At 63.5% G+C, this 15,285-nt stretch carries 13 protein-coding genes; 4 read left to right on the forward strand and 9 right to left on the reverse strand.

The features are described from left to right. Positions 1-14: 14 nt before the first annotated feature. From RCJ92_RS01045 to RCJ92_RS01055, 3 genes are all read right to left on the reverse strand, one after another. Positions 15-905 (reverse strand): sugar ABC transporter permease, encoded by an 891-nt coding sequence (locus RCJ92_RS01045; RefSeq protein ID WP_396278288.1) that lies wholly within the window; start codon positions 903-905, stop codon positions 15-17. Next, complete coding sequence (locus tag RCJ92_RS01050; protein ID WP_446753511.1) at positions 905-2,500, reverse strand: ABC transporter permease subunit; 1,596 nt, start codon at positions 2,498-2,500, stop codon at positions 905-907. Before RCJ92_RS01050 ends, RCJ92_RS01045 begins: the two co-directional genes overlap by 1 nt. A gap of 138 nt (positions 2,501-2,638) precedes the next feature. Further along, positions 2,639-3,901: a sugar ABC transporter substrate-binding protein gene (locus tag RCJ92_RS01055; protein WP_446753512.1), complete on the reverse strand. Its 1,263-nt coding sequence runs from the start codon at positions 3,899-3,901 to the stop codon at positions 2,639-2,641. 266 nt (positions 3,902-4,167) lie between these two features. Here RCJ92_RS01055 and RCJ92_RS01060 point away from each other — a divergent pair, with 266 nt between their 5' ends. After that, the gene (locus tag RCJ92_RS01060) at positions 4,168-5,847 is read left to right on the forward strand and encodes a glycoside hydrolase family 13 protein (protein WP_446753513.1); all 1,680 of its coding nucleotides are present in this window, start codon (positions 4,168-4,170) and stop codon (positions 5,845-5,847) included. A 112-nt stretch (positions 5,848-5,959) separates the two neighbouring features. Next, complete coding sequence (locus RCJ92_RS01065) at positions 5,960-6,973, forward strand: LacI family DNA-binding transcriptional regulator (RefSeq protein ID WP_446753514.1); 1,014 nt, start codon at positions 5,960-5,962, stop codon at positions 6,971-6,973. Position 6,974: 1 nt separating this feature from the next. Here RCJ92_RS01065 and RCJ92_RS01070 read toward each other — a convergent pair whose 3' ends face one another. The 3 genes from RCJ92_RS01070 to RCJ92_RS01080 all read right to left on the reverse strand — a co-directional run bounded on the left by RCJ92_RS01070 (position 6,975) and on the right by RCJ92_RS01080 (position 8,548). Beyond that, on the reverse strand, positions 6,975-7,304 hold the full coding sequence (locus tag RCJ92_RS01070; RefSeq protein WP_446753515.1) for an META domain-containing protein: 330 nt from the start codon (positions 7,302-7,304) through the stop codon (positions 6,975-6,977). A gap of 382 nt (positions 7,305-7,686) precedes the next feature. Beyond that, on the reverse strand, positions 7,687-7,890 hold the full coding sequence (locus RCJ92_RS01075) for a cold-shock protein (protein WP_138178168.1): 204 nt from the start codon (positions 7,888-7,890) through the stop codon (positions 7,687-7,689). Positions 7,891-8,314: 424 nt separating this feature from the next. Continuing rightward, positions 8,315-8,548, reverse strand: coding sequence for a hypothetical protein (locus tag RCJ92_RS01080; RefSeq protein ID WP_138178170.1), 234 nt, complete (start codon positions 8,546-8,548; stop codon positions 8,315-8,317). A 342-nt stretch (positions 8,549-8,890) separates the two neighbouring features. Between RCJ92_RS01080 and RCJ92_RS01085 the strand changes: the two genes are divergently transcribed. Both RCJ92_RS01085 and RCJ92_RS01090 read left to right on the forward strand, forming a co-directional pair. After that, positions 8,891-9,997, forward strand: coding sequence for a fatty acid desaturase family protein (locus tag RCJ92_RS01085; protein ID WP_246049793.1), 1,107 nt, complete (start codon positions 8,891-8,893; stop codon positions 9,995-9,997). Between the two features lie 207 nt (positions 9,998-10,204). Further along, on the forward strand, positions 10,205-10,867 hold the full coding sequence (locus RCJ92_RS01090) for a phosphoribosyltransferase (RefSeq protein ID WP_138178172.1): 663 nt from the start codon (positions 10,205-10,207) through the stop codon (positions 10,865-10,867). A gap of 54 nt (positions 10,868-10,921) precedes the next feature. On the opposite strand, the gene RCJ92_RS01095 is transcribed toward RCJ92_RS01090, so the two are convergent. The 3 genes from RCJ92_RS01095 to RCJ92_RS01105 all read right to left on the reverse strand — a co-directional run bounded on the left by RCJ92_RS01095 (position 10,922) and on the right by RCJ92_RS01105 (position 15,175). Next, entirely contained in the window at positions 10,922-12,424 is a 1,503-nt protein-coding gene (locus tag RCJ92_RS01095; RefSeq protein WP_446753516.1) for an MFS transporter, read from the reverse strand. A gap of 314 nt (positions 12,425-12,738) precedes the next feature. Continuing rightward, on the reverse strand, positions 12,739-13,872 hold the full coding sequence (locus RCJ92_RS01100; RefSeq protein ID WP_446753517.1) for a ferrochelatase: 1,134 nt from the start codon (positions 13,870-13,872) through the stop codon (positions 12,739-12,741). Positions 13,873-14,185: 313 nt separating this feature from the next. Next, entirely contained in the window at positions 14,186-15,175 is a 990-nt protein-coding gene (locus tag RCJ92_RS01105; protein ID WP_446753518.1) for an HAAS signaling domain-containing protein, read from the reverse strand. Positions 15,176-15,285 lie beyond the last annotated feature (110 nt).

Consider the following 15,285-nt stretch of genomic DNA (forward strand, 5'->3'; position numbering starts at 1 on the left):
TTTGCCGGGGCCTGCTACTTCCCCGCACCGGCGGTCAGGCCGCCGACGATGTATTTCTGCAGGAAGAGGAACAGCGCCATCACCGGCAGCGCGGCCAGCACCGCACCGGCGGCAAAGACTGACCAGTTGGAGCTGAATTCCTCCGAAACGTAGGAATACAGCCCCACGGCCAGCGTCTGGTTCTCCGGCGAGACCAGCACCACCGAGGCGATCACGAAGTCCGAGGTGCTCGCGATGAAGGACAGCAGTCCCACCACCGCCAGGATCGGTGCCACCAGACGCAGGATCATGGTGAAGAAGATCCGTGCATGCCCGGCCCCGTCGATCTTAGCCGCCTCGTCGATCTCCACCGGGACGGTGTTGAAGAACCCGTACATCAGGTAGGTATTCACGCCCAGCGCGCCGCCCAGGTACACCATGATCAACGCGACCTGGTTGTCGATGCCCAGCATGGGGTAGACCTCGCCCAGCGAGGTCAGCAGGATGAAAATGGCCACGACGGCCAGCAGCTGCGGGAAGATCTGGACCACCAGCAGGCTCATCAGGCCGAAGCGCCGTCCGGTGAAGCGCATGCGCGAGAAGCTGTAGGCGGCCAGCGCCCCGAGGAAGACCGAGGCTGCGGCCGTGGTCAACCCGATCACCAGGGTGTTGCCGAACCAGGCGGCGAAGGGCCGCTGCTCATTGCGGAACAGGTCGATGTAGCTGCGTAGCCCCACTTCGGTGAACAGTCCGTTGGATGAGAGCAGCGTTCCGTTGGGATTCAGTGAGGCCGACAGCACATAAAGCAGCGGGAACGCCGCATAGATGCACAGGGCCACGCCGATCAGGTGTCGCCAGCCGGTGGCGGCGAACCACTTTCCAAAGCCGCGGCGGGCGGCGGGGCGCACAGGAGTTTGCGTCGACATTAGTTCAGCTCCTCCAGGGCCTTGGTCTGCTTGAAGCTGATCACCGCGATGATGGAGACCAGCACGAAGATGATGATGGAGAACGCGCTGGCCAGGCCGTAATCGCGTTGCGAACCGACGAAGGCGACCTTGTAGACCATCGAGATCAGGATGTCGGTGGCACCCACGTTCAGTCCCGCTCCCTCCAGGCGTGGGCCGCCCTCGGTGAGCATGTAGATGACATTGAAGTTGTTGAAGTTGAAGGCGAACGAACTGATCAATAGCGGGGCCACCGAGACCAGCAGCAGCGGCAGCTTGATCAGGCGGAACACCTGGAACGGCTTGGCCCCGTCAATCTTGGCCGCCTCGGCCAGCTCGTCGGGGATGGACTGCAGCGCGCCAGTGCACACCAGGAACATGTACGGGAAGCCGAGCCACAGGTTGACCCAGAGCACGGAGAACTTCGCGAGCCACGGGTCGGTCAACCACGGGATCTGCGCCCCGCCGAAGAGCACTTGGTTCACGAACCCGAAGTCCTTGTTGAGCATGCCGGCCCAGACCAGGCCACCGAGGAATGCCGGGAACGCGTAGGGAAGGATGGAGATCACCCGGTAGATCTTGCGCCCCTTCATCCGCAGGTCGTTGAAGACCAGCGCCAGGAACAAGCCCATGAAGAACGTGGTGGCCACCGAGAGCAGGGCAAAGGCGAAGGTCCACAGCGTCACCGAGGACAGCGCGGTGCGGATGGAGGGGTCGCTGAACGCGCGGGTGAAGTTCTCGAACCCGACGTTGATCGACCAGCCGGGCATCAGCTGGGTGCCGTCCTCGGCGGTGAAGGCGCCCACCCCGGTATCCCGGTAGACCACCGAGGTGGTGGAGTCCGTCATGGTGCCCGCGGCCTGGTCGTACACCAGGTTGGAGGTGTACTGGTAGGCGGTGCGCCCGTCCGAGGTGCGCAGCGAGCCCTCGGCCGGGTCCTGGCTGATCGGCACGGTCAGCGAGGTCACTTCCGACTGGCGTCCGAGCAGGTCGGCGAAGCCCAGCTGCGTGTAGCCCTCCAGCTGCTCCGGGCTGGTGGGCTCGAGCGGCTGATCGGCGGACCCCACCTGCTGCACGCCGTCGCGCTGGACCAGCAGCGACAGCTCCTGGCCGTCATCAAGCACCGTCACCGGGAACGCCGGGGAGTCCGGCACACGGCTCTGGTTGGACTGCAGCAGCGCCATGACGGCGTCGTCCTTGTCCGAGTTGTGACCCGAGCCGTAGTTCGTGAAGGCGATGTAGCCGGTGTAGCCGATCACGAAGACCTGGAAGATCAGCAGGAAGATGGTGCCCGGCAGCAGGTACTTGGCCGGCAGCCAGCCCCGCTTGAAGTACACCACGTTGATGGCCAGGGTGATCACCGCGAGCACCGCGGCGATGGCCCAGGCTTCACGGCCGATCGCGGTGAACAGCGCGAACACGGCGGTGGCGTCCACGATGGCGATCATGGCGATCTTGGCCAGCATCGCCCCGGTGGAGGTGGAGGACGCGGCGGCAAAGCGGGATGCGGCCGGCGAGAGCTTGGCCTGCTGTACGGCGTCGCCGGCGGGCGGCGGCTTGTGATGGGTCAATGACATCTTTGGCTGGTTTCTGGGTCGAATGGCGGCGGGTGCTGGTTCGATAAGCGGGCCTGGCGGCCGGCGCGCGGTGCCGAGGCAGCGTCCTGCTGCCCCGGCGCCCGCTGCGCCGGCCAGGCCCGGTGCCGGCCTGCAGCGCTATTTGGCGATGGCCTTTTCGATGTCCGCGGTCATCTGCTTCCAGCGCTTGGCCGGATCGGCCTTGCCGGAGATGATCTCGGCTTCGGCCACACCCCAGTACTCCCAGACGGCAGCCATCTCCGGGATGCTGGGCATCGGCACACCGTTCTCGCCCACCGCGCCGAAGGACGCGATGGTCTCATCGGACTTGGCCGCCTCGAACGCCTCCTTGTTCGCCGGCGGACGCTTGCCAACCTCGTAGAGCTTGGTCTGGATTTCTTCGGTGCCGATGTAGTTGGTCAGGAACTCGGTGGCGGCCAGCAGGTTCTCGGTCTTCGAGGAGACAAAGAAGCCCTGGACGGCCACGAACGGCTGGGCCTCTTCACCGCCGGCGCTCGGGATCGGGTCGATCGCCAGATCGATCTTGGCCTCCTGGACCGCGTCCACGTTCCACGGGCCGGTCAACAGGAACGGGGAGTCGCCGGAGATGAACTTCTCCTTGGCGATGTCGGCGTCCACGGCGGTCTTCAGCGTGCCGGCCTCGCCCTGCTCAGCCAGCCACTGGGCGAACTCCAGCCCGCCCGCGTTGCCGATCTGCAGGTCATTGGCGTCATAGGCCCCGGTGTCGTCGGTGCCGAACACCGGCGCGTCGAAGGAGGTCTGGAACGGGTAGGCGTGGAACGGGTCGCCCACCTCGGTGACCTGGACCAGGAACGGGAAGTCGGTGCCGGCCTTCTTGCCTTCGGCGATCATCTCATCGAAGGTCGCCGGGGCCTTGTCGACCAGGTCCTTGTTGCGCAGCAGCGCGAGGTTCTCCGTGGCATACGGAACGCCATAGGTGTTGCCCTCGTAGCGCATCGCGTCGATGGCCACATCCTGGAACTCGGAGCTCTTCTCGCCCAGCTCGACCGGCTGGACGACACCGTTGGTGACCAGGTTGCCCAGCCAGTCGTGGGCGCCGATGGTGATGTCCGGCCCCTTGCCGGTGGGAACCTGCTTGAGGAAGTCCTCCTGGATCTTGGAGAAGTCCTTGATCACCAGGTCGACCTTCACCCCGGACTTCGCCTGGAAGTCGGCGGCCGCCTCCTTCAGGACCGGCTCGCGGTTCGCGTCGACCCACACGCTCAGCGAGCCAGCCTCGGCCGGGGCCGAGGAGGACTGCGCGGCGGTTTCGGAAGGCTGCGTGGACGAGGGGTTCGTACCACTGCAGGCCGTCAGGGACAGCGCGGCAATCGCGGTCATCGCCCCGCCCAGCAGAAGGGAGCGCTTGTTCACCATCATGGGGTGTCCTTTCGTGACAACTTTGTCCAAAGAACCGGTTTGACTGCGATGCTGCGCGGTGTGGCCGGTCGGTTCGTTCGAGGTGCGTGTGCCACCACGATTGTAAGCGTTTCCAGAGTGGCATAGATCATGAACGATGACAAGAACATCGTGAAAAGCACTTCAATCCATCGTACTGGCGATAAGGGAGCCGCATTCCAGGGTAGCTGGCGGCATCAAAACTGAAAGCGTTTACATCACCTGGGAATTCGTTTATGGTTACCGTCATGACTCAAATCCGTTCCCTCGCTGATTCCCGGAGGACCGAGGCCGGCGCCCAATGGTGGCGCTCCTCGGTGATCTACCAGATTTATCCTCGTTCCTTCTCCGATGCGAACGGCGACGGCATGGGGGATTTGCCCGGCATCACTGCGCGGCTGCAGTCCCTGGCAGACCTCGGGGTCGACGCCATCTGGCTCTCCCCCTTCTTCACCTCCCCGCAGAAGGACGCCGGCTACGATGTGAGCGATTACTGCGATGTGGATCCGCGCTTCGGTACGCTCGCCGACTACGACGCCATGGTCGCCCGCGCCCACGAACTGGACCTGCGCGTCATCGTTGACCTGGTGCCGAACCACTGCTCGGATCAGCACCCTTGGTTCCAGCAGGCCCTGGCCGCCGCGCCAGGCTCCCCGGAGCGGGATCGGTTCATCTTCCGCGACGCGGTGCCCGGCGGCCTTCCCAACAACTGGGAATCGGTCTTCGGCGGTCCCATGTGGACGCAGACCACCAACCCGGACGGCACACCGGGACAGTACTACCTGCACGTCTTTGATTCCTCGCAACCGGATTTCAATTGGCACAACCCCGAGGTTCGGGAAATGTTCCGCAATGTGCTGCGCTTCTGGCTGGATCGGGGAACCGACGGTTTCCGGGTGGATGTCGCCCATGGCCTGATCAAGGCCGACGGGCTGCCGGATTACGTTGTGGACCCCGCGGCCGCCTCCATGGGCGGCACCGAGGAACTCGCCCCCTGGTGGGGCCAGGAGGCCGTGCACGAGATCTACCGCGACTGGCGCACCGTGTTGGACGAGTACGGCGGCGAGCGCGTGCTGTGCGCCGAGGCCTGGGTCAGCCCGCTGTCCCTGATGGCCAAATGGGTGCGTCCGGATGAGATGCACCAGGCGTTCAATTTCCCGTACCTGTCCTGCCATTTCAACGCCGGGCAGATCCGCGCCACGATCGACGAGTCGCTGCGGGAGTTCGGGGCGGTCGGCGCGCCAAGCACCTGGGTGCTGTCGAACCACGATGTGGTGCGCCACGCCACCCGGCTGGCGCTGACCGAGGAGAACCCGCAGGGTGAGGGCATCGGCCCGCTGACCCCGAACCTGCCGGATCCGGCCGTGGGCCTGCGGCGGGCGCGTGCGGCCAGTGCCCTGATGCTTGCGCTGCCCGGCGGCGCCTACCTGTACCAGGGCGAGGAGCTGGGGCTGCCCGAGGCGGTGGACCTGCCCGATGAGGCACGGCAGGACCCCACCTGGTTCCGCACCAACGGCGAACGCTACGGCCGCGACGGCTGCCGGGTCCCGCTGCCGTGGGAAGCCGGCTCCCCCGCCGCCGGGTTCTCCCCCAGCGGCAGCAGCTGGCTGCCGCAGCCCGAGGGCTGGCAGGACTACGCGCGCGACGTGCAGCGTGCAGATCCGGACTCGACCCTGAACCTGTATTACACGCTGCTGCGCGTGCGCCGGGAGCATGAACTGGGCACCGGCTCGCTCAGCTGGCTGGAAACCGGCAACCCGGATCTGCTGGCCTTTGCCAACCGTGATGTGCTGGTGGTGTCCAACTTCGCGGGCACCGATCTGGAACTGCCCCCACAGACCACCGGGCTGGCCGTTGCCGCCACCAGCGCGCAGCAGCCCGCGGGACGGCGCATCGCCGCGGAATCGACCATATGGTTCCGCGCCTGATCAGGCTCCCGGGTAATCTGGTGCCGTGGCCGCCGCGGGCCCCAGCCGTCCCGTCGCGCCCTGCCGCCCCATTGCCCTCACTTGCCCCCACAACTGCGTCGGAAGGAACCACGTGGCCAGCATCAAGGACGTAGCTCGGGCCGCGGGCGTCTCGGTGGCGACCGTCTCGCGCGCGCTCTCCGGTCGGGGCAATGTCTCGGCCGCGGCACAGGCCGCGGTGCAGCGCGCCGCGAGCGAGCTGGGCTACGTCGTCTCCTCCAGTGCCTCGGGGCTGGCTTCGGGGCGCACCCGGAATATCGGCGTCCTGGTTCCGGTGATCAACCACTGGTTCTACGCCAGCGTGCTGGAGGGGATCTGCACGGCCCTGATGCGCGAGGGCTATGACACCACGCTCTACCAACTCACCAAGGATTCGGGCCAGCGCCACCAGATCTTTTCCGATTTCCTGCAGCGCCAACGGGTGGATGCGGTGATCGCCGTGAACGTAGAGCTCAGCGAGCAGGAGCTAGTGGCACTGCACGCACTGAACAAGCCCCTGGTCGGGGTGGGCGGGCCCCTGCCCGGCGTACCCACCCTGCACGTGGATGATGAGGCGGTCTCCGCCCTGGGCACCAACCACCTGCTGTCCCTGGGTCATGTCCGGGTCGGCTACATCGGTGGATCCTCGGAAACCGACCTCGATTTCCGCGTGCCCTCCCATCGGCGCATCGGCTACGAGCGTGCCCTGGCCGAGGCCGGGATCGACGTCGATGAGCAGCTGTGCGTCAGCGCGGACTTCACGATGGGCCAGGGCTACACGGTGGCCAAGCAGCTGCTGGGCAACCCGGCGACCAGGCCCACCGCCATCTTCGCCGCCAGCGATGAAATGGCCATCGGGGCGATCCTCGCAGCCCGCGACCTGGGCCTGCAGCTGCCGCAGGACCTGTCGGTGGTCGGCGTGGATGACCATGAACTGGCCGAACTCTTCGGGCTGACGACCATCCGCCAGCAGCCGCACCAGCAGGGCGAACTCGCCGTGGCCATGCTGCTGAAGGCCATCCGCGGCGAGGCGCCGGCACGGGCCCACCACCTTGAGCACCAGCTCATCGTGCGCAGCTCAACCAGCCGCCCGGCCACCGACGCCTAAGCTAACGTTCCCCGCGCGGAAGGGTGCCGATCTGCTGGTCATTCGCATCGAAGACCAGCAGGGAGCCGTCCTGGATGGTTGGGTGGTCGGCGGTGCTCAGCCAGGTGTCCACGCCGTGGCAGTACATCATCGTGCTGGCCATCGCGCTGAAGCTGATCTTCTCGGCCTCCTGGCTCCAGGTGGACATCAGGTTGTTGCAGCCATCGCTTCCCGCTGCCTTGCCCTCCTTGAACAGTTTCAGCCAGGGCTGGCCCTGCTCCTGTTGTCCCCACAATCCCGTGGGATCCTGCGACTTCCCGCCGGATATGGCGCAGGAACTGGCCAGCATCATGAATATGGCCCACGAACGAAAAAATGGAATGCGTCTCATACCCCACACCAGCTCGACGATTTTCATGGCGAGATCGTCGTTAAGGGTGGCCAAGACGAAAAGCTGATCTTAGAGTGCGAAAATAATGGCATCTAAGCTCCACATTCACCGGTTCGAGGATCACTTTTTGGTGATCAAGTCTACCGGGCCTTTCCCACCCCGCGGAGAGAAATCACGGGCCACCCGGCGTCTTTCACGCGGGACTGGCTACTAGGCGCCCCGGTCAATGCCGCCTAGAAGTGTAGCTTGGTGCCCACTGTCAGCACACGCTGAAGTTTTAAGAGCCGACAAAGGGCGGGACAAGATTCTTCTTGTCCCGCCCTTTGTTAATTATGAAAAGTAGCTAGCGCACCTGGATCTCAGTTGCTTGAGGACCCTTAGGCCCAGCTTCAAGCTTGTACTCCACAGTCTGGCCCTCTTCAAGGTTTTTGAATCCAAAGCTTTGGATCGCGCTGTAGTGAGCAAAGACGTCAGCGGATCCGTCGGACGGAGCAATGAATCCGAAGCCCTTTTCGGAGTTAAACCATTTTACGATGCCGGTGGTCATGTAAATTCCTATCGAGCCGTAGATAACGGCAGTACGCGTGTACGCCACATCGGCTACACAGCAAGAGTTCTGATGAATCCCGTGATAATGCAAAGCTTGAGCAGGCCCAGAGGCCGGGTGAACATCGAATACTGAGTTCACGAGCTCAAAAATTTTATCCGAGAGATAGATTGTCGACCGAGCTAGAGTTCTGAGACCGAAAGCCCTCTACCGACTGCCCTATTTAAGATATAGGGACAATTATTTCAGGTAACGCTATTCCCTTTTGGCCGGGAATACCAGCGCAAAGACGTTTATGAAAAATTCAAGAAAGATCTGAAACGAGACGGATGATATTTCATCTCGAGGAGACTAATTACTACTACGGTATCACACGAAGCGGACTCCGCCTCGTTCTTTTCCGCTTTACAGTCGAACCTGTCGGTTATTCGCTGAGCGCAATCGCAGCCGCCACGCGCGTTAACGCTTCCTCGCTACTGAGTTGCAAGAGGCTTGCGATCATACTGACCATTGTTTCCCCTAGTCGAGCCAGTATCGCCACAGCTTGCGCATTACCGCCCTCGAGCTCAGATGCGATGAGGAGAAAAGCTTCTCTGTCCTGGCGAACTAGAGAGGTGAGTAAAGCGATTCCTAGTGCTGCTTCCGGGCTGTTACTCATGAAGTGTTCCCGTCGTTGACGATGAATTTGGATGATACTTCGGTACTCGCGGCGTAAAGTTAGCAGCGTTTTGAGCATATCAGTTTGCTTGCCCGATACTATCGAGCGGAAGTAATTGGAGGCAGATGTAGACCTCAATCAGTGGTTCCATCACCTGCACGTCATTGTCCGTTGTTTGGGTACTTCGAAGCCCCACGCCGACTCTCTCGATTGTGGTCACAGGGGATGCCAGCACATTACTCTGGCAACTCACATCCAGCGTAGATAGACTGAAGCTATAGGAGTTGAGACTTTCAGTTCTTTCGACTGAAAAGTCGCCGCTACCACCCAAGGACTCTGCACTTGAGTAGCATCACTTCCACCCTGCCCACCCCTCCACCGGCCACTTCGGTGCGGCCCGGGGATCCCAAAAGCTTCTTCCACGTCAAGGCCCTGGTCAGCGACGCGGGACTCAATGGACGGCGCCGCGGCCACTACCTAGGCATGGGCCTGGTCCTGCTGGGTCTGCTCGGTGGGACCATCACCGGGTTCATCCTGCTCGGTGACAGCTGGTTGCAGCTGCTGATGGCCGGGGCGCTGGGAATCCTGCTTACCCAGTTCGCGTTCCTGGCCCACGAGGCCGCACACCGCCAGATCCTCTCCTCCGCCAAGACCAATGACAAACTCGGACGCCTGCTGGCCAACGGCGTGGTCGGCATCAGCTACCAGTGGTGGATGAACAAGCACAACAAGCATCACGCCACGCCAAATACGGTGGGCAAGGACCCGGACATTGAATGGGACACCATCTCCTTCCAGCCGGCCGACGCACAGCGGCAAAAGGGTCTGCTGAAGTGGATCACCGAACGCCAGGGGTATTTGTTCTTTCCGCTGCTGACCCTGGAAGGGCTGAACTTGCATTTTCAGTCCATCAAGTACCTGTTCGTGGCCAAGCGAGTGAAAAACCGCAGCCGCGAAATCACCGTGATTGTCTTGCGCGTGGCCATCTATCTGGCCTTGATCTTCGCCTTCCTTCCGATCGGCATGGCGTTCGCCTTCATCGGCGTGCAACTCGCGGTTTTCGGCATCTACATGGGCGGCTCCTTTGCCCCCAACCACAAGGGCATGCCCATGGTCCCGAACAACATGCGCATTGACTTCTTCTCCCGGCAGGTACTCACCAGCCGCAACGTCATGGCCAAGAGCCGGTGGGGCAACGAACTGCTCTCCATCATTTACGGCGGGCTGAACTACCAGGTCGAACACCATCTGTTCCCCTCGATGCCGCGAGCCAACCTGGCCGAGGTCTCCCGGATTGTGCGCGCCTACTGTGCCGAACACCAGATCACCTACACGGTGGCCTCGGTGCGCCAGTCTTACGCGCAGGTGATCCGATACCTGAACAAGGTTGGACTCTCGGCCCGCGATCCCTTCGACTGCCCCATGGTGTCCGCCTACCGGCAGTTCTAGTCCGAACCCCCGGGCGGGAAAGCTTCGGGCGGCTTGTTGCCGGCAATGTGCGCAGTTGCGTTCGAGAGCAGCGGTATGTCTGAAACACCCGGCGCATATTGCTGGGCGCGCTCGGCCTCTTTGACCGACCGTCGAGCCCATAGTGACTAGTCAGGATATTTTCTGTGAGGTCTGTTGCAATCGACTGATCTGGGCAAGACTGGAACCATGACACAACGGGCGAACCAAAGATTCGAGAATCGGGAACAGGCCGGCACTTCTCTGGGGCTGGCGTTGGCAACTCGGCTGGAGGCCGGCGAGTACGTCGTGCTGGGGCTGCTGCGCGGGGGCGTGCCCATCGCCGCGGAAGTGGCCAGGGCGCTGGGCGCGGAACTAGGCGCGCTGGCCGTACGCAAGCTCGGGGTGCCCAGCAACCCGGAGCTGGCCTACGGTGCCATGGCCTCCTACCGCGGTTTCTCCGGACGCTACCTCAATGAGGGAATCCACCGTCGTGCCAAGGAAGGCTTCGGCAGCGCCCAGCTGGACCGGGTGGAGGCCGAAACCGAACAGGCGCTGGCCGAGCTGGCCGAGGTGTTCCAGGAGTACTCACCGGACCTGGCCGGGCGGATCGTGGTGATCTGCGATGACGGGCTGGCCACCGGAGCCACCGTCAAGGCGGCGGTCGAACTGGTCCAGCAGCTGGAACCCGAGCGGATCATCATTGCCGCACCGGTGGCACCCCCGGAGGTGCTCAACGAGCTGTCGCAGGTCGCCGACGAAGCCGTCGCCTTGCTGAAGCCCGGCGGTTTCACCGCCGTGGGAGCCTACTATGAGCAGTTCCAGCCGGTGGAGCGGGACCAGGTGCTCGCTCTGCTGCACAGCAAGGCGTGAGCCACCGGTCATAGGTCCTGGATGGTTCTAAGACGCTATACCAGCAGGCGGGCCCTAGTGCCCCACCACGGTGGCGATCCCGTGCCCCTTGCGCTGGTCAATGATGGCGACCACCAGGGTCAGCACGACCATTACCGTGATGGCGATGAAGCCCACGGTCATGGCGGTGTTCCATTCGCCGGTCAGGTGCTGGGTGCCGTAGAAGATAGCGGTGATCACCGCGATCCCGACCGCGGTACCGATGCGCTGGGACGTCTGCATCAGACCGCCCGCACTGCCCGAGTTCGCCACCGGAACATCCATGAGGGTCAGCGCCTGGTTCGGGGAAATGATCGAACCCTGCGCCACACCGATGAAGCTCAGCGTCAGCAGCAGCCACCAGATCCTCACCTGGTCCTGGGCGTTGAGCTCCACAACCGCAATGGTGGACACCAAGCCGACCAGTGCACTGAGAATGCCCCAGATCACCAGTCGCCGCCCGAACTGGACCACGTACTTACCGGCAATATGGGAGCTGGCCGCGGAGGCCAACGCGGCCGGAAGACCGACCAGGCCCGCCTGCAGCGCGGTCAATCCCTGGCCCTGCTGGACGTACACCGCCACCAAAACCCAGACGCTGGTCACGCCCATGAAATAGAGCCCGGCAATGATGTTACCCAGGGTGAAGGAGCGGATCTTGAACAGCTGCAGGTCCACCATGGGTTCGCGGCCACGCCGCTTGTAGTTCTTCTCCCAGAGAATCCAACCGCCCAGCAGTGCAAAGGCGGCGGGCAGCAGCCACCAGGTCCACGGGGTCTCCCGGCCCTGAACGAAGGGAAGCATCAGGGCCAGGATCGACAGGCCAAGCATGATGCTGCCCACCGGGTCGAGGTCCACCCCTCGCCTGCGCTTCACCACGGCCGCAGCTACGGCGTCCGAGGGGTCACTGGCGGGAACCTGAAGCTTGCGAAATAGCGGCCGCGGCAGCCAGCGCAGCGCCAAGACTATGGCCAGCAGGCCAATCGGCACGTTGACCAGGAAGGTGGAGCGCCATCCCAGGTCCTCCCCCAGTCCCTGCACCAGGAAGCCGCCGAGTACCGGGCCAATGGCAACCGAGAAACCGACCACGGTGCCCAGAGCGCCGTAGGCACGGCCTCGTTCTGGCCCGTGGAAGTATTGCTGAATCATGCCCAGCACCTGCGGGTTCAGCAGGCCCGAGCCCAGGCCCTGGATGAAGCGGGCAATGTTCAGGCTGGTGGCATCGGGGGCAAATCCGGCCAGGATCGAGGAGAGCGTGAAGATCACCAGACCGCTAAGGAAGATGGCGCCTCGCCCAAAGACGTCCCCGGCGCGGCCAGCGGCCACCAGCACCACACCGAAGGTCAGGGCGTAGCCGGAGAGGACCCACTGGATATCCGATTCGCTGGCGCCCAGGGTGTTCTGGATGGCGGGCAGGACGACATTGACAATGCTCACTCCGACCAGGGACATGAACATGGTGGCCAGGAGGACCATCAGCACCCGCCAGCGGGTTGCCTCATCCATGGGTGCCTCACCGGCAGCACGATTCTCAGCCATTCCATCCCTTCACGACAACCTGCCGGCTCAACGCCGGGATTACTTCCATAGGAAGGCTATCTGAAATGCTCCGTGCCGCCACGAACGGGGTCGAACTAGCCGACACATTGAGCCCGGACGATGCCACGTTCCTTAATATGGAAAACGGGCGTCGGGACGAAAATGAACCTGGTGGTCGCGTTGGGGCCTAGCCTCGTACTGCTCAACTCCGTTGCGCCAGAAAAATAGTCCCTGACCTGCCAACCAGTCATGAACCGCCGCGGGAAATGAGACCGGCAGGGCGGGTAGCTGGCCTCCCCGCCCTGCCGAACTGTCTAAACGGTCGCGCTCGCCTCGGCCGGCCACTGTGGTGCGGTCGGCTTCAGCGTGGCCCCGAGGCAGCAGTTCAGCGAGCACGCCCCACTGCCCGCAGCGAGCGGCCCCCCGGACGTCACGGCTGGCAGCTCCGGCGATTCCCCGCGAACCTGCGCCGCCCGCTCCAGGGCGAGGTCCACCAGCCCGCTCACGAAGGATGCGGAAGTACCCACGGTGTCCGCCCGCACGAACCGCAGCTGCAGTTCCTCGGCCGTGGCGGCGGCTTCCGTATCCAGATCGTATTTAACCTCCATGTGATCGGAGACGAATCCCAGCGGAACCACGACGACGCCATCGATGCCCTCCGCAGCCAATTCGCGCATGCGGTCATTGACATCCGGTTCGAGCCACGGGGTATGCGGGGACCCCGAGCGTGAGCAGTAAACCAATTCCGAAGGCAGCCTCTGCTCTTCGGGCAGCTGGCCCTCAATCCACTGGATGAGCTGTTCGTGCTCGGCCTGGTAGCCGGCGGTGTGCCGCTGCGAGGCGTCTTGCATGGTCGTGGGAATGGAGTGGGTGACATACAGGACCCGGTGCGTGCCGGGGTCCAGCTCCCCCACGTTCTGCTGGAATTCGCTCACGGCACGGCGGACGCACTGCAGTTCTGCGTCAGCGAAGCCGGGGTGGTTGTAGTACTGGCGGACCTTGTCGAAGGACACCTCAATGCCATCATCGGCCAGTGCCCGAACCGTTCCGCCGAAATCTTCACGGTACTGGCGGCAGGAGGAGTAGCTTGAATAGGCAGAGGTAGTGATGGCCAGGAATCGGGTGGCTCCGGTTTGCTCGGCGTGCTTTCGCACTTCATCGGTGAGGTAGGGATCCCAGTTCCGGTTCCCCCACAGCAGCGGGATCCGGATATCGCGCCGCTGCAGCTCCTGGTTGAGGGCATCGAGCAGATTCCGGTTTTGCTCGTTGATGGGTGAGCGGCCGCCGAAGTTGTAGTAGTGCTCGCCCACTTCCACGAGCCGCTCGTCGGGAATGCCGCGGCCCCGGGTGACATTTTGCAGGAAGGGCAAGACATCCTCCGGCTTTTCCGGCCCGCCGAAGGACACCAGAATCAATGCATCAAAGGGTTCAAGGCTGACATTGCTCATGTTGGTTTGTTGGCCTGGCCCGTGCACAGCGGGCAGTCGGCCCGTCCTTTCTTCAGAAATGGAAAGCGATAACGATCATCGGGTGTCGCCAATGGTCCAGTCTTCGGGTGCGCGATAGATCCAGCAGAAAGTTGAGGTGCCCCTGCCATAGGGTCTGGCGAAGGAGAACCTCGATATTCACTAGCTTAGCTAGCTATATTCTTGGCGAGAAGGAACGGAAGCGCAAATCCGGGAAACGAAAAACATCACCAGGCCGCCGACTCGAAGCAGGTTGGCCCGTACCCTCACCGTTGCCTGGGGCCAATGATGGCCCCTAGAGCAGAGCCAGCAGATCCCGTGAACGGCGATACCACATGTTCCCCGCCAGGCCCAGGTGCCCCACGATGAAGAACAGGCCGCCGGCGATGAAGCCGTAAATCATGACCGGCCAGGCCAGCGAGGCGTAGATAATCACCCCGAGCCCCACGGCGATCAGCGCGATATCGGCCCACCACCAGCGCAGGAAATGGCCGAAGACCGGCAGGAGCAGGATCGCCGGGAACACCAGCAGCCACAGCTGGTGATACAGCGTGAAGACCGCCTGGCCATGCAGCAGCAGGGTCGCCAAGAGCAGCACCGCGCCAATGGTTCGCCAGATCCATCCCGCCCGGCCCATCGCCGAGCGCAGCAGCACCCACGGGACAATCGCCTGCGAGTAGAGCAGGACCGTCACCGGCCAATAGAACATGCCAATACCCAGCCCGGCCAGGATGGAGACCACGCTCATCACCACGGCCCCGAGCAGCTGCAGCCAGATCGCAGCCTTGTCACGCAGGATCAGCGGGGTGAGGCTGAACAAGGCGGGGACCAGGGCAACGAGCGCGGCCGGCAACAGTTCGGCGTTGAACCAGGTTCCGGCCTGCCGTGCCTCAATGCACCCAAAGCTGACTTCCCCCTCGAAGCCCAGGCCGAGGGCGCCGGCCACCTCCACGCTCATCGGCGCCTGCGGGGCGAAGAGCAGCACCGCGGCGGTCAGAAGCGAGAACGCGAACGTGGGCCAGGCCAGGATCCGGGTGAGGAACTCAAACCCGCTGGAGACCTTCAGCTCCTGCGGTTCGACCCGCTCGAAGCCCGCGGCGATCCGCTGCACCGGGCCGAGGCTGTCCAGGATGTCCTGCTTGTGCCGTCCCCGGCGCGGCAGCCTGACCAGCTGGGCCCGGGTGTGGGCCAGCACGTCCTCGCGTTCGGCGGCGCTTAGTCCGGAAAGGGCCTGGCGCAATTCGTCGAGGTACTGCCGGGCGGCTTTGGGCAAGCGGGCGGCCATCAATGCTCCTGCGGTGGTGGAAGGCGGGTTTTTCTTATCGTGTCATATCGCCGACGCAATCCAGCGGTTTGCCGCCTTGGTTCCCAGGACACAAAGGCACCGGGCCGGGT

This window comes from Glutamicibacter sp. BSL13, assembly GCF_052928425.1.

What these genes read in the sequence shown, in the direction of transcription:
- RCJ92_RS01050 (WP_446753511.1), bottom strand. Translation starts at nt 2,500, where the DNA reads ATGTCATTGACCCATCACAAGCCGCCGCCCGCCGGCGACGCCGTACAG.
- RCJ92_RS01105 (WP_446753518.1), bottom strand. Translation starts at nt 15,175, where the DNA reads ATGGCCGCCCGCTTGCCCAAAGCCGCCCGGCAGTACCTCGACGAATTG.
- RCJ92_RS01070 (WP_446753515.1), bottom strand. Translation starts at nt 7,304, where the DNA reads ATGATGCTGGCCAGTTCCTGCGCCATATCCGGCGGGAAGTCGCAGGAT.
- RCJ92_RS01095 (WP_446753516.1), bottom strand. Translation starts at nt 12,424, where the DNA reads ATGGCTGAGAATCGTGCTGCCGGTGAGGCACCCATGGATGAGGCAACC.
- RCJ92_RS01100 (WP_446753517.1), bottom strand. Translation starts at nt 13,872, where the DNA reads ATGAGCAATGTCAGCCTTGAACCCTTTGATGCATTGATTCTGGTGTCC.
- RCJ92_RS01045 (WP_396278288.1), bottom strand. Translation starts at nt 905, where the DNA reads ATGTCGACGCAAACTCCTGTGCGCCCCGCCGCCCGCCGCGGCTTTGGA.
- RCJ92_RS01075 (WP_138178168.1), bottom strand. Translation starts at nt 7,890, where the DNA reads ATGACCACCGGCATCGTAAAATGGTTTAACTCCGAAAAGGGCTTCGGA.
- RCJ92_RS01080 (WP_138178170.1), bottom strand. Translation starts at nt 8,548, where the DNA reads ATGAGTAACAGCCCGGAAGCAGCACTAGGAATCGCTTTACTCACCTCT.
- RCJ92_RS01055 (WP_446753512.1), bottom strand. Translation starts at nt 3,901, where the DNA reads ATGATGGTGAACAAGCGCTCCCTTCTGCTGGGCGGGGCGATGACCGCG.
- RCJ92_RS01090 (WP_138178172.1), top strand. Translation starts at nt 10,205, where the DNA reads ATGACACAACGGGCGAACCAAAGATTCGAGAATCGGGAACAGGCCGGC.
- RCJ92_RS01060 (WP_446753513.1), top strand. Translation starts at nt 4,168, where the DNA reads ATGACTCAAATCCGTTCCCTCGCTGATTCCCGGAGGACCGAGGCCGGC.